At 57.9% G+C, this 17,752-nt stretch carries 15 protein-coding genes and 2 pseudogenes; 6 read left to right on the top strand and 11 right to left on the bottom strand.

Annotated elements, in window-relative coordinates:
• Window positions 1-384: 384 nt before the first annotated feature.
• Complete coding sequence (locus tag CVM73_RS19370) at window positions 385-771, bottom strand: ectoine synthase (RefSeq protein ID WP_100233488.1); 387 nt, start codon at window positions 769-771, stop codon at window positions 385-387.
• Between the two features lie 811 nt (window positions 772-1,582).
• Window positions 1,583-1,792, bottom strand: a complete 210-nt coding sequence (locus CVM73_RS19365) for a hypothetical protein (protein ID WP_100233487.1) — start codon at window positions 1,790-1,792, stop codon at window positions 1,583-1,585.
• A 396-nt stretch (window positions 1,793-2,188) separates the two neighbouring features.
• Here CVM73_RS19365 and CVM73_RS19360 point away from each other — a divergent pair, with 396 nt between their 5' ends.
• Complete coding sequence (locus CVM73_RS19360; RefSeq protein WP_100233486.1) at window positions 2,189-2,392, top strand: hypothetical protein; 204 nt, start codon at window positions 2,189-2,191, stop codon at window positions 2,390-2,392.
• Between the two features lie 406 nt (window positions 2,393-2,798).
• Here the strand turns inward: CVM73_RS19360 and CVM73_RS41060 are convergent.
• From CVM73_RS41060 to bioB, 8 genes and pseudogenes are all read right to left on the bottom strand, one after another.
• Window positions 2,799-3,000: pseudogene (locus CVM73_RS41060) on the bottom strand (hypothetical protein).
• A gap of 1,446 nt (window positions 3,001-4,446) precedes the next feature.
• Complete coding sequence (panC, locus tag CVM73_RS19335) at window positions 4,447-5,298, bottom strand: pantoate--beta-alanine ligase (RefSeq protein WP_100233484.1); 852 nt, start codon at window positions 5,296-5,298, stop codon at window positions 4,447-4,449.
• A 3-nt stretch (window positions 5,299-5,301) separates the two neighbouring features.
• Window positions 5,302-6,180: a 3-methyl-2-oxobutanoate hydroxymethyltransferase gene (panB, locus tag CVM73_RS19330; RefSeq protein ID WP_157329405.1), complete on the bottom strand. Its 879-nt coding sequence runs from the start codon at window positions 6,178-6,180 to the stop codon at window positions 5,302-5,304.
• Window positions 6,181-7,457: 1,277 nt separating this feature from the next.
• A complete protein-coding gene (locus CVM73_RS19310) occupies window positions 7,458-8,723 on the bottom strand; it encodes an adenosylmethionine--8-amino-7-oxononanoate transaminase (protein WP_100233480.1) in 1,266 nt (421 codons plus the stop codon).
• A complete protein-coding gene (bioD, locus tag CVM73_RS19305) occupies window positions 8,720-9,355 on the bottom strand; it encodes a dethiobiotin synthase (protein WP_100233479.1) in 636 nt (211 codons plus the stop codon). The genes CVM73_RS19310 and bioD overlap by 4 nt, the downstream gene beginning before the upstream one ends.
• Window positions 9,355-10,506: an 8-amino-7-oxononanoate synthase gene (locus CVM73_RS19300; RefSeq protein WP_100233478.1), complete on the bottom strand. Its 1,152-nt coding sequence runs from the start codon at window positions 10,504-10,506 to the stop codon at window positions 9,355-9,357. The genes bioD and CVM73_RS19300 overlap by 1 nt, the downstream gene beginning before the upstream one ends.
• Before the next feature lie 77 nt (window positions 10,507-10,583).
• A complete protein-coding gene (panD, locus tag CVM73_RS19295; RefSeq protein ID WP_100233477.1) occupies window positions 10,584-10,937 on the bottom strand; it encodes an aspartate 1-decarboxylase in 354 nt (117 codons plus the stop codon).
• A 49-nt stretch (window positions 10,938-10,986) separates the two neighbouring features.
• Window positions 10,987-11,982, bottom strand: coding sequence for a biotin synthase BioB (gene bioB, locus CVM73_RS19290; RefSeq protein WP_100233476.1), 996 nt, complete (start codon window positions 11,980-11,982; stop codon window positions 10,987-10,989).
• Window positions 11,983-12,096: 114 nt separating this feature from the next.
• Here bioB and CVM73_RS19285 point away from each other — a divergent pair, with 114 nt between their 5' ends.
• The 4 genes from CVM73_RS19285 to CVM73_RS19270 all read left to right on the top strand — a co-directional run bounded on the left by CVM73_RS19285 (window position 12,097) and on the right by CVM73_RS19270 (window position 15,330).
• Window positions 12,097-12,732, top strand: coding sequence for a GntR family transcriptional regulator (locus CVM73_RS19285; protein WP_100233475.1), 636 nt, complete (start codon window positions 12,097-12,099; stop codon window positions 12,730-12,732).
• A gap of 136 nt (window positions 12,733-12,868) precedes the next feature.
• Window positions 12,869-13,186 (top strand): Dabb family protein, encoded by a 318-nt coding sequence (locus tag CVM73_RS19280; RefSeq protein WP_100233474.1) that lies wholly within the window; start codon window positions 12,869-12,871, stop codon window positions 13,184-13,186.
• A 156-nt stretch (window positions 13,187-13,342) separates the two neighbouring features.
• Window positions 13,343-14,737 carry an aminodeoxychorismate synthase component I gene (gene pabB, locus CVM73_RS19275; RefSeq protein WP_167406926.1) on the top strand — a complete coding sequence of 465 codons (1,395 nt, stop codon included), beginning with the start codon at window positions 13,343-13,345 and terminating at the stop codon, window positions 14,735-14,737.
• Window positions 14,734-15,330: an anthranilate synthase component II gene (locus CVM73_RS19270; RefSeq protein WP_167406925.1), complete on the top strand. Its 597-nt coding sequence runs from the start codon at window positions 14,734-14,736 to the stop codon at window positions 15,328-15,330. The genes pabB and CVM73_RS19270 overlap by 4 nt, the downstream gene beginning before the upstream one ends.
• Before the next feature lie 89 nt (window positions 15,331-15,419).
• On the opposite strand, the gene CVM73_RS19265 is transcribed toward CVM73_RS19270, so the two are convergent.
• On the bottom strand, window positions 15,420-15,941 hold the full coding sequence (locus tag CVM73_RS19265; protein ID WP_167406924.1) for a hypothetical protein: 522 nt from the start codon (window positions 15,939-15,941) through the stop codon (window positions 15,420-15,422).
• A 1,292-nt stretch (window positions 15,942-17,233) separates the two neighbouring features.
• Here CVM73_RS19265 and CVM73_RS41775 point away from each other — a divergent pair.
• Window positions 17,234-17,503 (top strand): annotated as a pseudogene (locus tag CVM73_RS41775) (S1/P1 nuclease); the annotation flags it as partial.
• Between the last annotated feature and the right edge of the window lie 249 nt (window positions 17,504-17,752).

Genomic DNA, 17,752 nt, shown 5'->3' with positions numbered 1-17,752 from the left:
ATCGACCGACTTCTCCTCTATGGCACTCTTTAGAGGATTACGCATGTATCGTGCCAAAGGTGAAATCGGGTGCAATCAATGCGATAGCCACAGCGGTGCTATGTCAGCTATCCAACAGCGTCGCCAGACATCGTACAACTGAGCGCGCTATCAATCGGCACAAGCCTTCGCCCGCCCGGTCTTCCCGACAAGGAAAAAGGGACCCGGAATACCAAAGTAATTTGTCAGCTCAGCCGAAGCGCATCGCGTGCGCCTTTAGTACAACCGGGACAAACACTTTTTCTAAGGTCCGTGCGTGCGATACGAGGCAGTGCTGGATCGCTCGAGTAAATGTTTCTCGCAATTAACGGCAGTCATGTTGGAATTGGCGTTTCTTCGCATCCCTCAATATGTGGAACCTGCCGGGTCGTCGAGCTTGTGGCGCTCGGTTCCGGTGAGGGGCGGGTTGAAGATGCTAACGAGGATCATGTCGTTGTTTCGTCCCCCGCGCAGGAAATGCTTGTCATGCTTGTCAAGCACATACATGTCACCCTTGCGAATGGGAAAGACATTGCCGTCCATGTCCTCGACCTCGCCCTCTCCGCCGATGCAGTAGCAGGCCTCGAGATGATTCCGGTATTGCAGAAGAGAAACGGTGTTAGCGCGCACCACGGTGTGGCAGATACTAAAACCCATGCCGTCCTTATCCGTTAGAAGGCGGTGGCTGGTACCATTGCCCCAATCGACGAAGTGATCGGTTGCTTCGACGTCGTACAGGCTGCGCACAATCATAGTGTTGGATTGCCCGGTGCAGGCTGACGTGATTGATCCAAAAGCTGGAGACCGTTGTTCTGCCAGGGAACTGCGACTTCCCTGTCGCTCGGCCGAACTGCGATCTCCGTCGAAACAACCAACCGTCGGTCGCCGAGAGCCTGTGCAGTAGGCCTATGGGATCGGCTACACGCAAAAGGCCTTCCATTTGCCCGGCGACTAGTGAAAATATCGGCGCGAGGGTATTTCGCAGGCGAGCCCGATCGGCGCGCACCAACTTGATGTTCCACCTTTCGCGTGGCGCCGCCGCTCACCTTTATATTCCCCAGAATGCTGCTGGAGATATTGCCGGCGTCGTAAACTGTCTCCAGTCGCAGATTTGGCAAGTCGTTTCCTTCCTTGCTCTGCCTCTCGCCGCGAATATGGTTCCGCAGCGTCTCAGCTAGTAGAGCAAATCTCATGCCGTGGTCGCAGACCGATGAAAAGATGAAGTTGTGGCTGTCTCAGCTGGCTAGCGACTGAGAACGATTTGGCTGGGAGTGTAGCCAATCTAACAAACTGCCGAGGATATGGCCGAATACAAACAGGTCCGCGAGCGAGGACCGATCGAACAGCGCTGCTTTTTAATCCGCTATGGGCTAATGCCGATATAGATTGAGCACCTGATACGCGAGCCGAATGAACTCACGTGCAGGTCAGCAGATCAGGTCTTCGGGACTAGGCCAACAGCGGGCGGATATCATCGATTATTTGCCAGGTCGCGAACTCATGATGATGCCGCCGGCGAGAAATCGCGTAGTCCCAAATGCGCGCGTCGTTCGCGGCTCCGCGCCTAGCTCGCCGGTATGTCCGCCGCCTTCCGAAGGCTAAACGCGAGCGGGAAGGTCTCGTCCGAAAGAGACTCCAGCGCGGTCCGCTCTTCGGTGAGGCGTTCTTCGATGAACTGACGTTCGACGTCCGACAGGTTCGACTTCAGCAGGCGACGATAGCGGTGGATGTTGTTGCGGTGAGCACGAATGCGGGCCAAATATTCATCGAGCATCCTGGACGCTCCTGAGGTCGTCGCAATCTCTACGAAGAGATATTCAGGCGAGCATGTCGTCAATCAACGCGCCGCCTGTCATCGCACCTCGGAAGCCATTCGGCAGGCGGATAAGGACCATGGCAGTTCGTGATATCATTAGTTCACCTAGCCTAGCCTTTCCATGGCGACGATCCGCAGCGTTTTTGGCTCGCCATACGCCGTCTTTCTGCACGGTTAGTCCTTCAAACAGAGCTGGACGGTTGTAAGGCGCAAGGAATAGTCGGTCACACCCGCGGCGCCGGACGCCTGTCGCTGACAAGCTAGCCCGCCAGTATTCTCTCCCGACGAGCTGAACATCGTTTGTCGATGTGCTATACGCATCTTAGTTGAGAACAGCTTTGTTTGAGAGTTTCGATGTCCCTTTCGATTGGATTGATTGTCGACGGCTATGTGAAACTAAACAACCGCAGCGCGCTGGAGAACCTTCTGGTGCATCGGCGGGAGCTACTGCAGCAATTGAACTGCGTTACTGGAGTTGATCCGAAGCCAGCGATCGCTCAGGTCAGTCAAGACATCACAGTGATCGAAAGGGCGCTTGCGGCGCTCCCGCAGGAGTAAGCAGCAACGGCGCACCGGCTCGCGTGAGTTGACTGCGCTCCGGCGCCGAACACTGAGTTCGCCCCTCGCTTCCGGACGAAGGTAATTAGCGCGATGCCTCACCGGCATCGTGGCGCGCAAGGGTAGTGCGCCAAGGCTTGGATGCGCTGCCCGTTGTGCGAGCTACTCTTTTCGTTTCAACGATCGGCCTCGCAGCGAGCAACGCGCCAACCGATTCACATCTGATAACGCCGCGTCTTCGGTGACGTTAGGCCGCCATCGATTTGCGACCACGATACACCTCTGCGAACTGGCCGGATCGCTATGCCGTAGGCGACGCGACGGCGCGCGCGAACATGGATAGCAGGACAGGATCTTCAGCACTGTGACTTGGAAATTCACCTCAATGACAAGCCATGCCCTAGATCTATCGCCACATCGTTGGTGCTCTGGAAAGAGCTTCCTGACCGATCTGTTTAAGCAGATCGGGGGCGCGTCTCACCTCTGATGGCGGCGTCCAGGATTGTGGACGCAACGTAGGCGCGGACGCCCGCATCATACGGTGGGACGCTCTCGTAGACTTCATCCAGGATCGTCCGCAGAAGCGCGGTCGTGGCGCCGTCCAGCATTCGGAGATCTCCCTCATACCAGCGACAAAGATAATGGGCATTTGGTCGACTGCAACCCAAGTACATCAGATCGTATGCCTCCGCGACTGCCGGTCAGCCGATTTGCAGCGCGGCGCAATGTCCAGCATCTCTGCGATCGCTGATCCATTGCGGCAGCTCGCCTGATCGGCCTGCTTTTGTTTTCTCGTTGGACGCCTCGGCTTGCGAATGTGACGTCCTGCGATCATGCTCTGCGATTATGTACGGCATGCTCGTACTTGCGCGCATATGAGGTTCAATTGCCGCTAGATAACTTGCCGTTTATCGCGCCTGCTGCGTCCAACCAATGCCTTCGGCATACCTGCCCAGATGGAGTTGGTAGAGATCGCTCGCCACTGCCCTACTCAGATGTCGTTTCACAACACGGCACCTATCGGCGCTAATACCCGAGCGCTTCGCATCCTGCACTGTAGAGGGACATCGCGATAAATTCTTGCGATGAAGCATATCTTTGCCTTAAAAACCAGCGCCCGCCCCACGCCTGGCGACGGAATCGGGCCACCGGCGCACGCGCTCAGTGCCCCTTGGCTCGCTGCCCCGGCCTCTCTCGAGGAACTTCGGCTTTATGCAGGTTAAAGAGGTCGTCTGCGCAATCGTGAAGTAATTTCATGGTCATGGGCGCGTGGTTATTGATCTATAATCGCACGTATTGGCAGCACACGACTTTGAGCGAACCTCCGGCAATGCCCGCTTGCAGGTGGATGATCTCGATAGCGACTTGCCTTTTTGGCACAGAAGCCTGCTGTAGCTGAAGGACCCCAGCACGGACGCGCGAACGTCGCGTGAAAATTCATCGGGAGCGCTGCGGTAATGCAGGATTTGAGCGCGAGAGCGCCGCTCGTTGCATTGATCGATATTGCCATTTTTGTTACAATCTCCGCCCAGAGCAATCACATGCAGCGCGAGGGCGGCATATTCCGCGGCCACATTGTTGGGGCCATTACTGCAACTGAGCAGAGGCTACATGAATCATCTCGGCAGCAGCCATCGTCGCACAACATCTGTGATGACAGAGGAACAGCACGAGCTGGAGCGCTGCAGGCAGGAGATTGCGCACCTCAAACAGCTGGTTGTAGGTCTTTCTGAAATTGTTTTGCGCCACGTCGTACAGAGTGCGCAAAGCGGCCGGAATATCCCGGAGGGTCTGAGCGAGCCTCCGAAGTCATAATAAGGAAAGCGAACTCGCACTTGGCTGCTCTCGGCAGCGTGGGAGCGGTCCCGCATCGCTCCACCCCGTCAGCGGCAGAGCCAATCTCCAACCGACATCATGAGCTCGAGCATGAGGCGGTTGTTCAGCACGCAAAGGGCAGTTCCAGATCGCCTTCGAGAGTTCTTCCGGGATGTCGAGGATTCAGGGCCAACCTATCCGGTTCGACTGCTTCTGAGCGCAATCACTTGCGGATCTGGCTACGATGGCGACCAGGACAGGACTACATTGTCGATCAACCGAGTCGAGCCGACGTACGCTGCGACACAGAGCACCGCCGGAGAGCGCAGAGGGCTCTCGATAACCCTTAGGGTCCCAGTGTCGACAAGCTCAAGGTACTGCAGTCGATCGACCCTTCCGAAATGCTTTCTCGCAAGCGCAATCAGCGTTGCCGCGTCGCGCTCCCCTGAGGCAAACTCTTGCGCTGCGGCGAACAAGCCACGGCTGATCGCAAGGCTCCGACCACGTTCTTCCGGGCTGAGATAACGGTTGCGACTGCTCATTGCCAGCCCATCTGGCTCCCGCACGGTTGGCACAGTGACAATCTCGATCGGAAGATTCAGATCAACCGTCATCCGGCGTATCACAGCGCATTGCTGAAAATCCTTCTGTCCAAAGTACGCGACGTCCGGCTGCACCATATTGAATAGCTTGCAGACGACAGTCGCTACACCGCGAAAATGCCCAGGCCTGAAGGCTCCGCAGAGCGGTTTTGCGAGTTCGCCCGGCTCGACAAAGCTCTTAAACTGAGCCGGATAGATCTCCTCTGCACTGGGTGCGAAGATGATGGAGACCCCGGCACTGCGGCACAACGCTTCATCGCGCGCGAAGTCGCGAGGGTACTTGCTGAGATCCTCATTTGGGCCGAACTGAGTAGGGTTGACGAAGATGCTGACGACAGTCACGTCACAGTGTCCCCGGCTAGCCGAGATCAGGGCCAGGTGGCCGTCGTGCAGGTACCCCATCGTCGGAACGAATCCGATGCGCTTATCGGCATTGCGAACATCTGCAAGGGCGCGACGCAGCTCAGCGACGTTCGTAATTACTTGCATATCTTACCTTGTGGTTGAATTGGAGGGCGCCCAGTTGGCGACGGCATGCCGAAGCTGATCAGGAAGCCGATAGCACTCCTCTGAGCCTGGGAATGCACCTTTGCGGATATCGGCAGCCCAGCGCGACAGCGCCTCCTGGAACAGCTGGAATCCATTTGCATAGGTACGAACGAATTTGGGGCGATGGCCTTCGGTCAGCCCCAAGACATCATGAAATACGAGCACTTGGCCCGAGCAATCGGGTCCTGCTCCGATCCCGATGGTAGGTATCGTGAGAAATTCGGTCGCTCGCGCCGCGAGCTCGGCAGGAATGCCCTCCAGGACCAGCGCGAAGCAGCCGGCTTCCTGCAGACGGTGCGCGTCATCGAGCAGCCGCAAGGCGGTGTCCGTTGTCCGTCCCTGCACCTTGAATCCACCCATGACGTTGACGCTTTGCGGGGTCAGACCGAGATGTCCCATCACAGGAATTTCGCAATCGACCAAGGCGCGTACCATCTCGATGCGTTTGGCGCCCCCCTCGAGTTTCACAGCATCGGCGCCACGCTGCAGGAAACCTCCGGCATTGCGAATCGTATCTTCAGAACCGACATGAAAGCTTAGAAAGGGCATGTCGGCCACAAGCAGGGCATGAGGCCTCGTGCGCGCAACGGCCTCCAGGTGATGATTCATCATGGCCACGCTGACGGGCAGCGTGTTGTCGAATCCCAGGCAGACGTTTCCAACACTATCGCCGACCAGGATGATGTCGACAATGGGATCCGCGATGCGCGCCGCAACCGCATCGTAGGCGGTGGTCATCACGACACGCCGGCCTTTATCTTTCCACTGCTGCAATGCCGGAATCGTGACACGCTCTAGAGGCTGCTCTGAATTGTGGCTCATATTGGACCCGCTCCCCACACACCGTCGGCGCTTCCTAGAGAACGCGGGAGAAACCTGTCAATGGCAATGAGGATGGAGATCCCAGTTCTCTAGAACTGGAGAACATCGCAAAAACAGTCCAATGGCCGCGCAACCATGAGCCAAGATCTTTCTCATCGCGATTTCACCACCCCATGGCTCGTCTTCCCCTACAGTTTCCGCGACTATGCCGGCCGAAGCCTCGATCGAGGAGCGGCGCTCGTGACGAGCCACCATCTGCACGCGTTTCTGGGCTGATTGCAGTCTCTTCAAACGGTGACGGCTCGACCGGACCGAGCTGGAGATGCGCGCAGTGGGGACTCCGTCTTTAGGGCACACCTCCGTGCCTGCCCCTAGCGGTACTCGTGAGGCTCCTGCTTCGGCGCTGGCGCGCCGAGCAAAGCGAACGGATGGCAGGCCAGGAACGTCCAAAGGTGACAGGCGGCTGCGAGCGCATCGAGAGCCGCGGTCGAGTAGACGTCGTCGCGAAGGCGCTCAGACCGAGCCAGCCTGCCGGCCCTGTAGGCCCTGAAGTCAATTATTTTTGCCGATGTTTCTGTCACTTGATTTCCACGCGCTTTAGAGGGCCCACTCGAATTCTCGACCAGGACCGTACCGTCACAACTCAGTCCATTCCTAAGCCGCTCTCCGCCATCGGAGCCATTTCTGATCGGCCTCCCGCCGAGCCTTGAAGCGGTTGACGCATTTCTTGGAGCAAAGGGCGGTCCGCCAGCAGTAATGGCGGATCAGCCCAAACTTTCCGCCGCATACCGCACAGCATGTGGCTGAATGGTCGAGGGAATTACGGAAGCCAATGTGCATTCTCGCCTCCTGTCAGACATTTAATTTGGAAGCCCTGCTGCCCTCTGACCACGGCACTACGCCCGCACCAACGGTGCGGTCTTCCGGCGGCCCGTCTTCCTGGTGCTTGCAGCCATCAAGTGACTGATGTGCGACTGCCTCGCGAAGCATTACTTTCCGCAGAAAGCCTCGCTGAGAATTTGCTCAAAATAATGGATTTCTCTAATCGTGATTAACGCAATTCGCTCGACATTTTGGTCAAATGCTGCGCTTTCCTTGGCTAGCCCGCAGGATTGCTGCGCCAGCCGGATCGGGAGCGCTTAAAGCAAGTGCTTAAAGCACGATCAGCCTGCGAGCCGAGCGTGCTGCATCCTCGTTGCACTATCAGGCGGCAGCAATACGGACATTTTGTCTTGCATGATCCTCTCACTGCAGACGATTGCACACTCTGATGCAGCTCACATCAGCAAGTCAGCAGCGTCACGTATTGCAGCATAGATCTCATCAAGGTCGGCGGCCGTAACGCAGTAAGGCGGCATTACATAGATCGTGTTACCGAGTGGGCGTAACAGCAGATTCCGCGCTTGGAAGAAAGCCAAAAGCTTCAGCCCGATGTCCGCCAGATAGCCAGCATCGCTCGTGCTGAGTTCAAGCGCTGTGACTGTTCCTGTGCGTCGGACGTTTGCGAACCGTGAATCGGTGCGGAATGGCGCGAGTGCCTGTTCTTGCATGCTGGCCAAGGATGCCAGCCGCCGGCGATATTCCTCGTCCTGCCACAGCTCCAGATTTGCCTTGGCGGCGGCACAAGCCACTGGATTGGCTGTATATGAGCTCGAATGAAAAAACGTACGCGTGCGATCTTCAGAATAATGCGCATCAAAAATATCGGCACGACAGAGTGTGACGGCGAGCGGCAGCGCCCCAGCCGTGAGGCCTTTCGAATAGCAGGCAATATCGGGCGTGACACCGGCCTGCTCACACGCAAACAAGGTACCCGTCCGGCCCCACCCGGTCATGACCTCGTCCGCAATGAACAGGACGTCGAAGGCTTCGCAGATCCGCTTCATCTCTCTTAGCACCGAGGGAGGATACATCAGCATTCCACCGGCGCCCAATATCAGGGGCTCCACGATAAAGGCTGCGGGATGTTCGTTTCGGCACGCGTTTTCAAGCGCATCGAGCGTTGTTTGCTCACGATCTCTTGCCGGGAACGGAATCGAGGTCACCTCGAACATCAGCGCCCCGTAGGCCGCATTGAAGACGCCACGGCTACCTACCGACATCGCCCCGATCGTGTCGCCATGGTACGAGTGCTGCATCACCACAATTTGGGTTCGCTGTCTTCCGGTGTTGTGCCAGTAGCCGAGCGCCATTTTCAGCGCGACTTCGACGCTGGTCGACCCGCTATCGGAGAAGAACACATGCTCCAGCGCCGGGGAGGTGACCTTCAATAGTTCCGTCGCGACTTGCTCAGCCGGATCGTGAGTGTATCCGGCGAAGATGACCTGATCGAGCTTGCCTGCTTGTTCCCGAATCGCGTTCACGATGCATGGATGGCAATGGCCGTGGGTCACGACCCACCAGGAAGAGATTGCATCGATAAGGCGTCGGCCATCTTCGGTGTAGAGATAAGCCCCCTCCCCCCGCAGCACCTTCGTCATGTCCCGCTGTAGAGCATGTTGCGTGAACGGGTGCCAGATCGGCGACCTCTTCGCTATCTTCATAGGTTCAGGAAATCACTGCTAACAAAGGAGTCCTTGAAAGCGGCCTGCAGCCTTTCGTCCGTGAGGGGAACAAGCCACGGGAGCCGTCCCAACCAACGCACTCTCCCCATCTCGCAAATCGCGCTTTCAGTTTCGGCGTTTCTTTCGCCAATGAACGCAATTCCAAGGATTCGAATCTGACGCTTCCGCAGTGCCTCTATGGAGAGCAGGGAGTGATTGATTGTGCCCAGTCCCGTCCTTGCGCAAAGCACGACGGGAAGCTGCCAGCGCTCGAAAATGTCGATGTAAAGAGTGCGCGCTGTCAGCGGCACCATGAGTCCGCCGGCGCCCTCGATTACGAGTTGCCGTTCGCCGCTGTCCGGCAGTCGAAGCGTCTCTGTATCTACGCGAATGCCGTCGATCTCCGCAGAGTAATGGGGCGACGCAGGCGTCCGAAGTCGATAGAGCTCGGGGACAATGCGATCGGACGAGAGGCCGCCAAGGCGACGGACGCACTCGGAGTCGGTCTCTTGTTCGAGTCCAGCCTGGACCGGCTTCCAGTAATTCGCGCCGAGAAGGCCGGCGAGCCCTGCGGAAAATACCGTTTTGCCGACCCCGGTGTCCGTACCAGTCACGACGATCCGCTTATTCATTAAAATGAGCCCCTCGTCACCTCAACCAGCGCATCGAGCATTGCGCGCACGTCCGCTTCCCCGACATTGAGTGTCAACGAAATTCGCAAGCGGGCAGTGCCTGCAGGGACGGTTGGCGGCCGAATTCCGCGGATATCGAAGCCGCGCGCCTGCAGAGCAGAGGCAAGTCGCATTGCATGAGCATTGTCACCTACGATGTACGGCACGATCTGAGAGGTCGATGGTGTGCGCAAACCGAGCGAGGTGATCTCCCGATGCGCAAACGAGACGAGTTTGGCCAGCCGTCGCTGCCGCTCCGGCTCTTTCTGCAGGACGAGGAGTGCCTCTCGAACGGCAACCGCCATCAATGGTGATGGAGCGGTGGCAAAAATAAACGGACGGCAGCGGTTGACCATGAAATCGCGCAAGATGCCGGAGGCCGTAACAAGTGCACCCGCCGCACCGAGCGCTTTGCCGCAGGTATGAACGACGATCAGATTTTCACGCCTGTCATAAGGGGCCGTGAGCCCTCGTCCCTGATGCCCGTAAGCGCCTGTGGCATGAGCCTCATCCACGATCAGAAACGCGTCTTGGCGATCGGCGGTTGCCACCAGCTCTTCGAGTGGAGCGAAGTCGCCATCCATACTGTAGAGACTTTCCGCCACAATCCAGACGCGGCCCGCCCCACCTTTGGTTCGCCAGTCGCGAATTGCGTCTTCGACCGACTGGGGATCATTGTGCGCGTGAATTCGACACTCTGCGCGGCCGGCCCGCGCCCCCTCGTGAATACTAGCGTGCACGAGCGAATCGAGAACCAGCAGATCGCCGCGCTGCGGCAGCGTTGTCAGGAGGGCAAAATTTGCGATATAGCCGCCTCCAAAGAAAAGGGCGGCCTCCGCGCCAAAGAACTGAGCCGCTTCCGTTTCGAGCCCTTCATGCTCCTCGCAATTGCCGCGCAGCAGCCGCGACCCGCCGGCTCCAACCGGAGTGCCCGCCTCGAGCGCGGCGATCACCGCCTTTTTGATGCGCGGGTCGCTCCCGAGTGCGAGATAGTCGTTGGATGCGAAATCGATCCCCACGCGCGGCTTGAGGCAGCGCAGCCGTTTATCTTCGTTCAAGCCATTCAACGCTGCGACGTAGGGACTAAGTCTAGCTGTTTCGATTGACCGCATTCACCACTCCCACCGATCGCATGAAATTACGCAGAAAATGCGTTGGCCGTTTAAGAAGGAAGGATGGCCCGTTAGGTTCAACTTGCCAGGATGCGATTGTCTCCGTCCACACGCACAATGCGTGGCTTGAATATCTTTGCTTCGGCCTCGTCGAATGAGGCATATGCAACGATGATGATCTTGTCTCCGGGCATCGCCAGCCGTGCGGCCGCACCGTTCAGGCTTATCGTTCCAGACCTCGGCGGCGCCTCGATCACGTAGGTGGCAAAGCGCGCTCCTGTTTCGACATTGTAGATTTCGACGCGCTCGTTGATCACCATTCCCGCTGCCTCCAGGAGCGCACGATCTATCGAGATCGAGCCTTCATAGTGCAGGTCAGCTTCGGTCACTGAGGCGCGATGGATTTTGCCCTTCATCAAAGTTATCTGCATTTCTCACCTAGGCTGGATGTAGGGCAACATATTGCGCGCACTGCTTTCGTCAGGCGAGCCCGGACGTGATGCCGAGCCGAGCCAGCAGATCCGCATCGCGATCAACTTTCGGGTTTTTGGTGGTCAAGAGCACATCGCCGATGAATATTGAATTTGCGCCGGCCAAGAAGCAAAGCGCCTGCAATTCATCGGTCATGTATTGCCGCCCGGCGGACAAGCGAACCACACTCCTCGGCATCATGATCCGCGCGGTCGCCAGCAGCCGGACCAGCGCGATCGGATCGGGAGGCTCCGCGGTGTCTTCCACCGGCACGCCCTCGATCTTGTTCCACAGGTTGATCGGCACACTTTCGGGATGGCTGGGAAGGTTGGCGAGCAGCACGAGCATACCTAGGCGGTCCTCGACGCGCTCGCCCATCCCGATAATCCCGCCGCAGCAGATCTTAATGCCGGCATCGCGCACATGCGCCAGCGTATCGATGCGGTCCTGCAGGCTGCGGGTGGTGATGATCTTGCTGTAAAACTCGGGCGATGTGTCGACGTTGTGATTGTAGAAGTCAAGGCCGGCCTCGGCGAGGCGCGCGGCCTGCTTCGGCGTCAGCATGCCCAGCGTGACGCACGTTTCCATGCCGAGTCCTTTGACCGCGTTGACCATGTCGCAGACGGAATCAAGATCGCGATCTTTTGGCGTGCGCCAGGCCGCGGCCATGCAGAAGCGCGTGGCGCCGGCATCCTTCGCGCGCTGCGCAATCGCAATCACATCTGGGCAACGCATCAGACGGGTGGCTTTCAGGCCGGTCTCGTAATACGCGCTTTGCGAGCAGTAGCCGCAGTCTTCCGGACAGCCGCCGGTCTTGATGCTGAGCAGGCTCGCGGTTTCGACGTGGTTTGGATCGAAGTTCTTGCGATGAGCGCGCTGCGCCTGAAGCATCAGGTCGGCAAAAGGAAGGTCGTAGAGCGCCTTAGCCTCTTCGACGTTCCAATTGTTACGAACCTGCGCCCCGTTGCTTGCTTCCTTCCGCTGGACTTGCGCCGCAGCATCCATAACCCAACCCCGTGCAATTGTAGATAATCGCGTGAATTATCTATAGTCATTACTCTCGAAGAGATGCTAATCGAGCTGCCTCGCAAATGCACCGGTTATTGCGGTAGATAATCTATGATCACTGCTGACAACGTTACGACGGTGGCGCGCATCGCGGACTCAATCGCTGAGCGCATTATCAGCGGCGCCTTAGAGCCAGGCGCGCCACTCCGTCAGGATCACGTTGCACGAGAATTCAATTCCAGCCACGTCCCCGTGCGCGAGGCCTTTCGGCAGTTGCAGGCACAACATCTTGTTGTCGCTGTGCCGCGTCGCGGTGTTCGGGTTGCCCCGCTCGATACCCGTTCAGTGAAGGAGATCGCCGAAATGCGCGCCGCGCTCGAAGTGGTGGCATTGCGCCATTCGGCGCCAAGGCTCACGACAGCTCATTTGGCTCGGATCGAGCTCGCCTTGATCGAAGGAGACAATGCAAAGACGATCGAGGAGTTTGAGACGGCCAACCGCGCCTTTCACCAAGCCTTGGTCGCGCCGTGTGGAATGCCGCGTCTGCTCGCGAGCCTCGATGGACTGCAGCTTGCCAATTCTCGATTGGTGTTCGCGATGGCGCGAACGGTGGGCTGGCGACCGCGCTCCAATCAAGATCACCGCCTGATTCTGCAAGCCTTGCGAACGCGCAACATCGATCAAGCCTGTAACCTGCTTACGCGGCACATTCAAACCATTGAGCGCCTTACCCTTCCGGCGTCCTAAGCAAATCTGGCAAGCTTCATTGCGGATCGCCGACGATCGCAAGCGACGATCATGCCGCAAGCGACGAGCCTCATTGCAACGCACTCTATTCCCAGATAGTTATGCCACCCCGCTAGCGACATCTCCACGGACGGCCATGATTCGTCACATCGTCTTCTTCAGCGCCAAGGACGAGGCGCATGTCGATCAGATCATCGAAGGTCTTTCGCTTCTCACCACGATACCACATGCGCGCCGGCTTGAGGTTGCCCGCAACCGCAAGACCGATCAACTCGGCAACGATATCGACATCGTGGTCTATGGTGAGTTCGACAGCGAGGCGGAGCTCGCAGCGTACAAAGCGCACGATCTCTACCAGGAATCGATTAAACTGGTCCGACCTCTCCGCGAGCTGCGGTTTGCGGCCGACTACAATGTATCAATAGATACCCCTTTCGCCTCCACGGCAGGATGATCCAGGTGATGCCGCGCAGCAAAACGTCCAGCGCCGGGTTAACTTGGCAATGGACCTCAAGTTTCGGGCCATCGCAGACAAGCGTCATTCTCATCGGCTGGGGCAACAGATGGTACAGCACTCTTACGACGTCAGCCGCCGGTGACCGATAACCCGATGTACGTTCGCGAGTTGCAGTGGCTCGAACCTGTCACAGCGATGCGACATCTTGGGCATCGATCGCATCTCACGTTTCTCGATAGCGCAGCAAGGCACGAGCTGCTTGGGCGCTACTCATATCTAACGTGCGACCCGTTCGGCACCTACAGGGTCGCGAACGGCCAAGCCAGTTGGAACGGACTGACTCTCGAGGCCGATCCATGGAAGGTCCTTCGCATGCTACTCGCGAAGTACCCGCAAGAGGACTGTCCCGATCTCCCACCGTTCCAGGGAGGAGCGGCAGGCTACTTTGCCTACGACATGAACAGAACATTGGAGCGATTGTCTGCGCCGGCAAATGCCGGTTTGGGTTTGCCCCAGTCCATCCTGCATTTCTACGACGTGGTCATCAGCTTCGACCGCCGGGATAACAAATGCTGGATCGTCTCGACCGGGTGGCCGGAGCAGGATCGCGTGCGACGGAGCGAACGAGCGCGTCGTCGAGCCGACGAGTTTGCAGCATTGCTTGCCGGCCCAAAGGCGCCACAGAAGGGTTGTCCCAGCAAAGCGGGCGCATGGCGCTCGAACTTCAGCCGCGAGGGCTACATTGCGGCGGTACAACGCGTGATCGACTTAATCCTGGCGGGTGACGTGTTCCAGACGAATATTGCGCAGCGTTTCAGTGCCCGCCTGTCGACCTCGTTTGATCCGCTCGCCTTCTATTGCCAGCTACGATCATTGAATCCGGCGCCTTTTGCGGCCCTGCTGCGATGGGGAAAGCTGACCATCGCATCAAGCTCGCCGGAACGATTCCTGAAGCTTGAGGGGCGACAAGTCGAGACACGACCGATCAAGGGCACGATCGCGCGTTCGCCTGATTCCAAGGAAGACCACCGCCGTGCGGCTGTTCTCCTCGCTTCCGAGAAGGATCATGCCGAGAACACGATGATTGTCGACCTTTTGCGTAACGATCTGTCACGCGTTTGCACTGCCCATTCGGTCGAGGTTCCGGCCCTGTGCAATCTCGAGTCCTATGCCTCGGTGCACCATCTCGTGTCGATCGTTACGGGGACACTTGCCGGAGAGGAAGACGCCGTTAGCCTGCTCCGTGCTTGCTTTCCCGGTGGCTCCATTACGGGAGCGCCAAAGCTGCGGTCGATGGAAATTATTACAGAAATCGAGCGCATAGCGCGAGAGGTCTATTGCGGGGCGATCGGCTTCATCGGCTTCAACGGGCACATGGACACGAGTATTGCGATCCGCACTGTCACGATCGATGGCGACCTGGCTTTGTTTCATGCGGGCGGTGGTATAACGGCCCTGTCGGAGCCCGAAGCCGAATACGAAGAAACGCTCGCCAAGGCAGAGCGAATCTTTGATGCATTTGGTTGTGAACCAGCCGGTGCTTTTTGATTATCATCATCGATAATTACGATTCCTTCGTTTTCAACATTGCCCGCTATTTCCACAAGCTCGGTGAAGCAACGGAAGTGATCCGAAACGACGCTATCAGCACCAGCGAGCTCGTTGGTCTCAAACCGCGCGCGGTGGTGATATCGCCCGGCCCCTGCACCCCAACTGAGGCAGGAATATCGACAGCAGTGGTCCGCGAACTTTCAGGACGCGTACCAATTCTCGGCATCTGCCTTGGACATCAGTGTATTGGGAGCGTTTTCGGAGGACGGGTGGCGCGCGCGCAACGGCCCATGCACGGACGGCGCTCATCCGTTGCGCATGACGGCCGAGGGTTATTCAAGGGACTGCCAACCCCGCTTGACGTCGGACGCTACCATTCTCTCATCGTCGAGCTTGATCAGTCATGTGCGCAGAACCTCATAGTGACAGCGCGTTCGGAGGAAGGCGAGATCATGGCCCTCACTCACGGCTATTATCCCACGTATGGGGTCCAGTTCCATCCGGAGTCGATCCTTACCTCACAGGGGCACGTCCTGCTTATGAACTTCTTGCGACTGACAGAGCATTTCCGAAGCCACGCGGAGCAATGAGAGGCTCGGCTTGCCCATCAAGATGGTGGACCGTTGGTTTCCGACTTGGTTGGAAGGCGCAGCGGCATATGGCAGGCATTTTGTGGCAATCAGCGCTGTTCCGTGCTCGGCTCCGCAGTTAGCGGCGCGCCTCCGACAGAAATCGGACCTTGCGGTTTCAAGGGCCGGACGTCTCTCTTGGCCGGCTTGGATGTGGTGCGCACCGATGGCGAAGAAGCAGCAGGAGCAGGAGAAGCAACAAGCGCCGGATTCTGCAACTGCTCGATTCTTTGGGTCAGGGCTGCGATCTGATCCGAGATCCGCTTTACCTCGGCTTGCTGCGCACCGACGTTGCGAATGAGCTCGGCAATTTCATCGGCTGTCTTCTGCTGCCCCGATTGGATCCCTAAAAGGACGTCCCTATCTTCAGGTGACAAGCCAAGCGTCGGAGGCACGACTTGATGCGCCGACGGCGCCTCAGCAAACGTTTCGATATTCGCCCAAAAATAGACTCCTCCGGCGCAAAGAACGAGCAATACGGCTAGAAGAGCAAAGATCCACCGAAAGCCTTTCGACGGTCTCTGCAGGACCGGCGGCAACTCAGATGCTTGGGATTGATCCGTCACAGCCACACCCCGCTCTCATCATCTCGATCTGCTTTGGTTGTTTTCGTTGCCGCGATAGCAGAAGATGGTCAAGAGCTGCCGCGAGCCGCAAGCCCCGCTGCATCATTTTCAGCAATGTTGTCCCCAAAGCCGGGACTTGATCGCGTCAGGGTTTTTACGAGCAACGCAGGTAAATAATAAGGGCCGGTAGAGGGCATTACCCGTGAAGCACATTCATGCCTGCTTGCTCTAGAGAGGGCCGCCTCACCGAAAGGCTGGGCACGTTGACTTTGGCGCAAAAATGCTGCGCAACCCATGCAAGAAGCGCGTGATGCGAGCCCAACCGTAAGACTAACTATAACGTTCGATGGAGGGGGACTTGCGTTGTTAGTGGGCAACTGCACGAAGCCCAGCCAGGAGATCAGGTCGGCCGTTCAGAAACACCGGCACTATGCGAAAACGAAGCGGTTCGAGGAAGGGGATCCCTACGGATGCCTGAGCAGATCATCTGCAACCGCCGGGCCTCCGTTTGTGGAAAACCATACCAACGTCCCTGTCCGGCTGCGTACGTATTTGCGTGAGGTCTTGTAGAGATCCTAGCGCGTCAAAGGTCGACCACGGGATCTAAATGAACGCAAATGCAAGCAGGCTAGAGCAAAGCAGCGCAAGGCCAGCGGCGGTCAGGGCCAACAGGCTGCCGGACACCATGTCATGATTGCGCATGAACCGTCCCTCATGGCGCCCGGAAGCAGCACGAGCGGGCGGCTGCCTTCGTGGTGAATAGCCAATCACCAGATTACTACTCAAATTGGCTGCACTATTCCTGCAGTCTGCAAGAGAAAATGCTTTTTTTAAGCGCAATCGTCCCGCTGTTCGGCGGCTGCCGGCGAGAACGAACGAGCATCAAACTTTGTGAGGTGTTTGCTGGCCAATAGGCCGTGAGATGCCCCGTAAGAGCCGCCCCTCCTCCAAGGCACAGGATGTGAGCCGTTTCATATTTGCGATATATCGTTTCGAGTAATCCTTGTTGCATGCGCGTTCTCCTAATCCTCCTCGCGGCTTTTACGATCATGTTGGCGGCACGTGACCGGCGCCAAAATGGCTTCGTGCCACGCCCGACGGCATCCATGCCCCTGGTCGACGTGCCGTAACCCAGGCACCTGCCTCTGTCCGCAAACGACTCGCACTTCATTGGGCAACCACTCAGACCCATACTTGCGATCTGCACCGCTGCTGTAGGCAGCACATCTTCCGCCCTAGGGCGGGGACAGCCACGTCATTCTGTCATTGCGGAACTGGCGTAGCGGCACTTAAGTCCGGCAGCGCAGGCCCAAGCTCACGGAGCCGATCGCCACACTTCGCTGGCCACCATCTCAAACTGGGCGGACGACTATAAGTTCAACTTCGGACGAAAGGACACCTACCGCTGGCATTTCGTCGACATCGACATCGAGCGGCCGATATATGACGTCGCTCTTGATTGCAAGGATAAACACGACCAGGGAACTTGGATCCTCGACGGTCTTCCGGCGGCGATTGCGATCCTCAAAGACAATTCGCGCTCTGAGGAAGAAGGTTGCGCGCTCTGAAGCTCGTTGTCCATCTGGCTGGGGACTTGGAGCAGCGTTGCACGCAAGCGAACATAACGGCGATCAAGGCGGTTAGCAAACTGCATGTCATCTTGCACGCGAAGCGATCCGACGGCACGTCATATACCCGCGCGCCGACATTCCACAGCATGTGTGAGGACTCTCTGGTCGATCTCGAGGCGTATTCGTGGGGGAGTTAAACTGATGCGCTGGATGCCGATCTGCTGCCGACAGTCGAAGCCCCGCCCT

The sequence above is a fragment of the Bradyrhizobium forestalis genome, assembly GCF_002795245.1.
GTDB classification, from domain to species: domain Bacteria; phylum Pseudomonadota; class Alphaproteobacteria; order Rhizobiales; family Xanthobacteraceae; genus Bradyrhizobium; species Bradyrhizobium forestalis.
This window is presented reverse-complemented; position numbering and strand designations above follow the sequence as displayed.

Excerpts from the sequence above, each read along its gene's own strand:
- bioD (WP_100233479.1), bottom strand. The coding sequence starts at position 9,355 with ATGAATAAGCGGATCGTCGTGACTGGTACGGACACCGGGGTCGGCAAA.
- CVM73_RS19280 (WP_100233474.1), top strand. The coding sequence starts at position 12,869 with ATGATTCGTCACATCGTCTTCTTCAGCGCCAAGGACGAGGCGCATGTC.
- CVM73_RS19370 (WP_100233488.1), bottom strand. The coding sequence starts at position 771 with ATGATTGTGCGCAGCCTGTACGACGTCGAAGCAACCGATCACTTCGTC.
- pabB (WP_167406926.1), top strand. The coding sequence starts at position 13,343 with ATGTACGTTCGCGAGTTGCAGTGGCTCGAACCTGTCACAGCGATGCGA.
- CVM73_RS19310 (WP_100233480.1), bottom strand. The coding sequence starts at position 8,723 with ATGAAGATAGCGAAGAGGTCGCCGATCTGGCACCCGTTCACGCAACAT.
- bioB (WP_100233476.1), bottom strand. The coding sequence starts at position 11,982 with ATGGATGCTGCGGCGCAAGTCCAGCGGAAGGAAGCAAGCAACGGGGCG.
- CVM73_RS19360 (WP_100233486.1), top strand. The coding sequence starts at position 2,189 with ATGTCCCTTTCGATTGGATTGATTGTCGACGGCTATGTGAAACTAAAC.
- panC (WP_100233484.1), bottom strand. The coding sequence starts at position 5,298 with ATGCAAGTAATTACGAACGTCGCTGAGCTGCGTCGCGCCCTTGCAGAT.
- CVM73_RS19300 (WP_100233478.1), bottom strand. The coding sequence starts at position 10,506 with ATGCGGTCAATCGAAACAGCTAGACTTAGTCCCTACGTCGCAGCGTTG.
- CVM73_RS19365 (WP_100233487.1), bottom strand. The coding sequence starts at position 1,792 with ATGCTCGATGAATATTTGGCCCGCATTCGTGCTCACCGCAACAACATC.
- CVM73_RS19285 (WP_100233475.1), top strand. The coding sequence starts at position 12,097 with ATGATCACTGCTGACAACGTTACGACGGTGGCGCGCATCGCGGACTCA.
- panB (WP_157329405.1), bottom strand. The coding sequence starts at position 6,180 with ATGAGCCACAATTCAGAGCAGCCTCTAGAGCGTGTCACGATTCCGGCA.
- panD (WP_100233477.1), bottom strand. The coding sequence starts at position 10,937 with ATGCAGATAACTTTGATGAAGGGCAAAATCCATCGCGCCTCAGTGACC.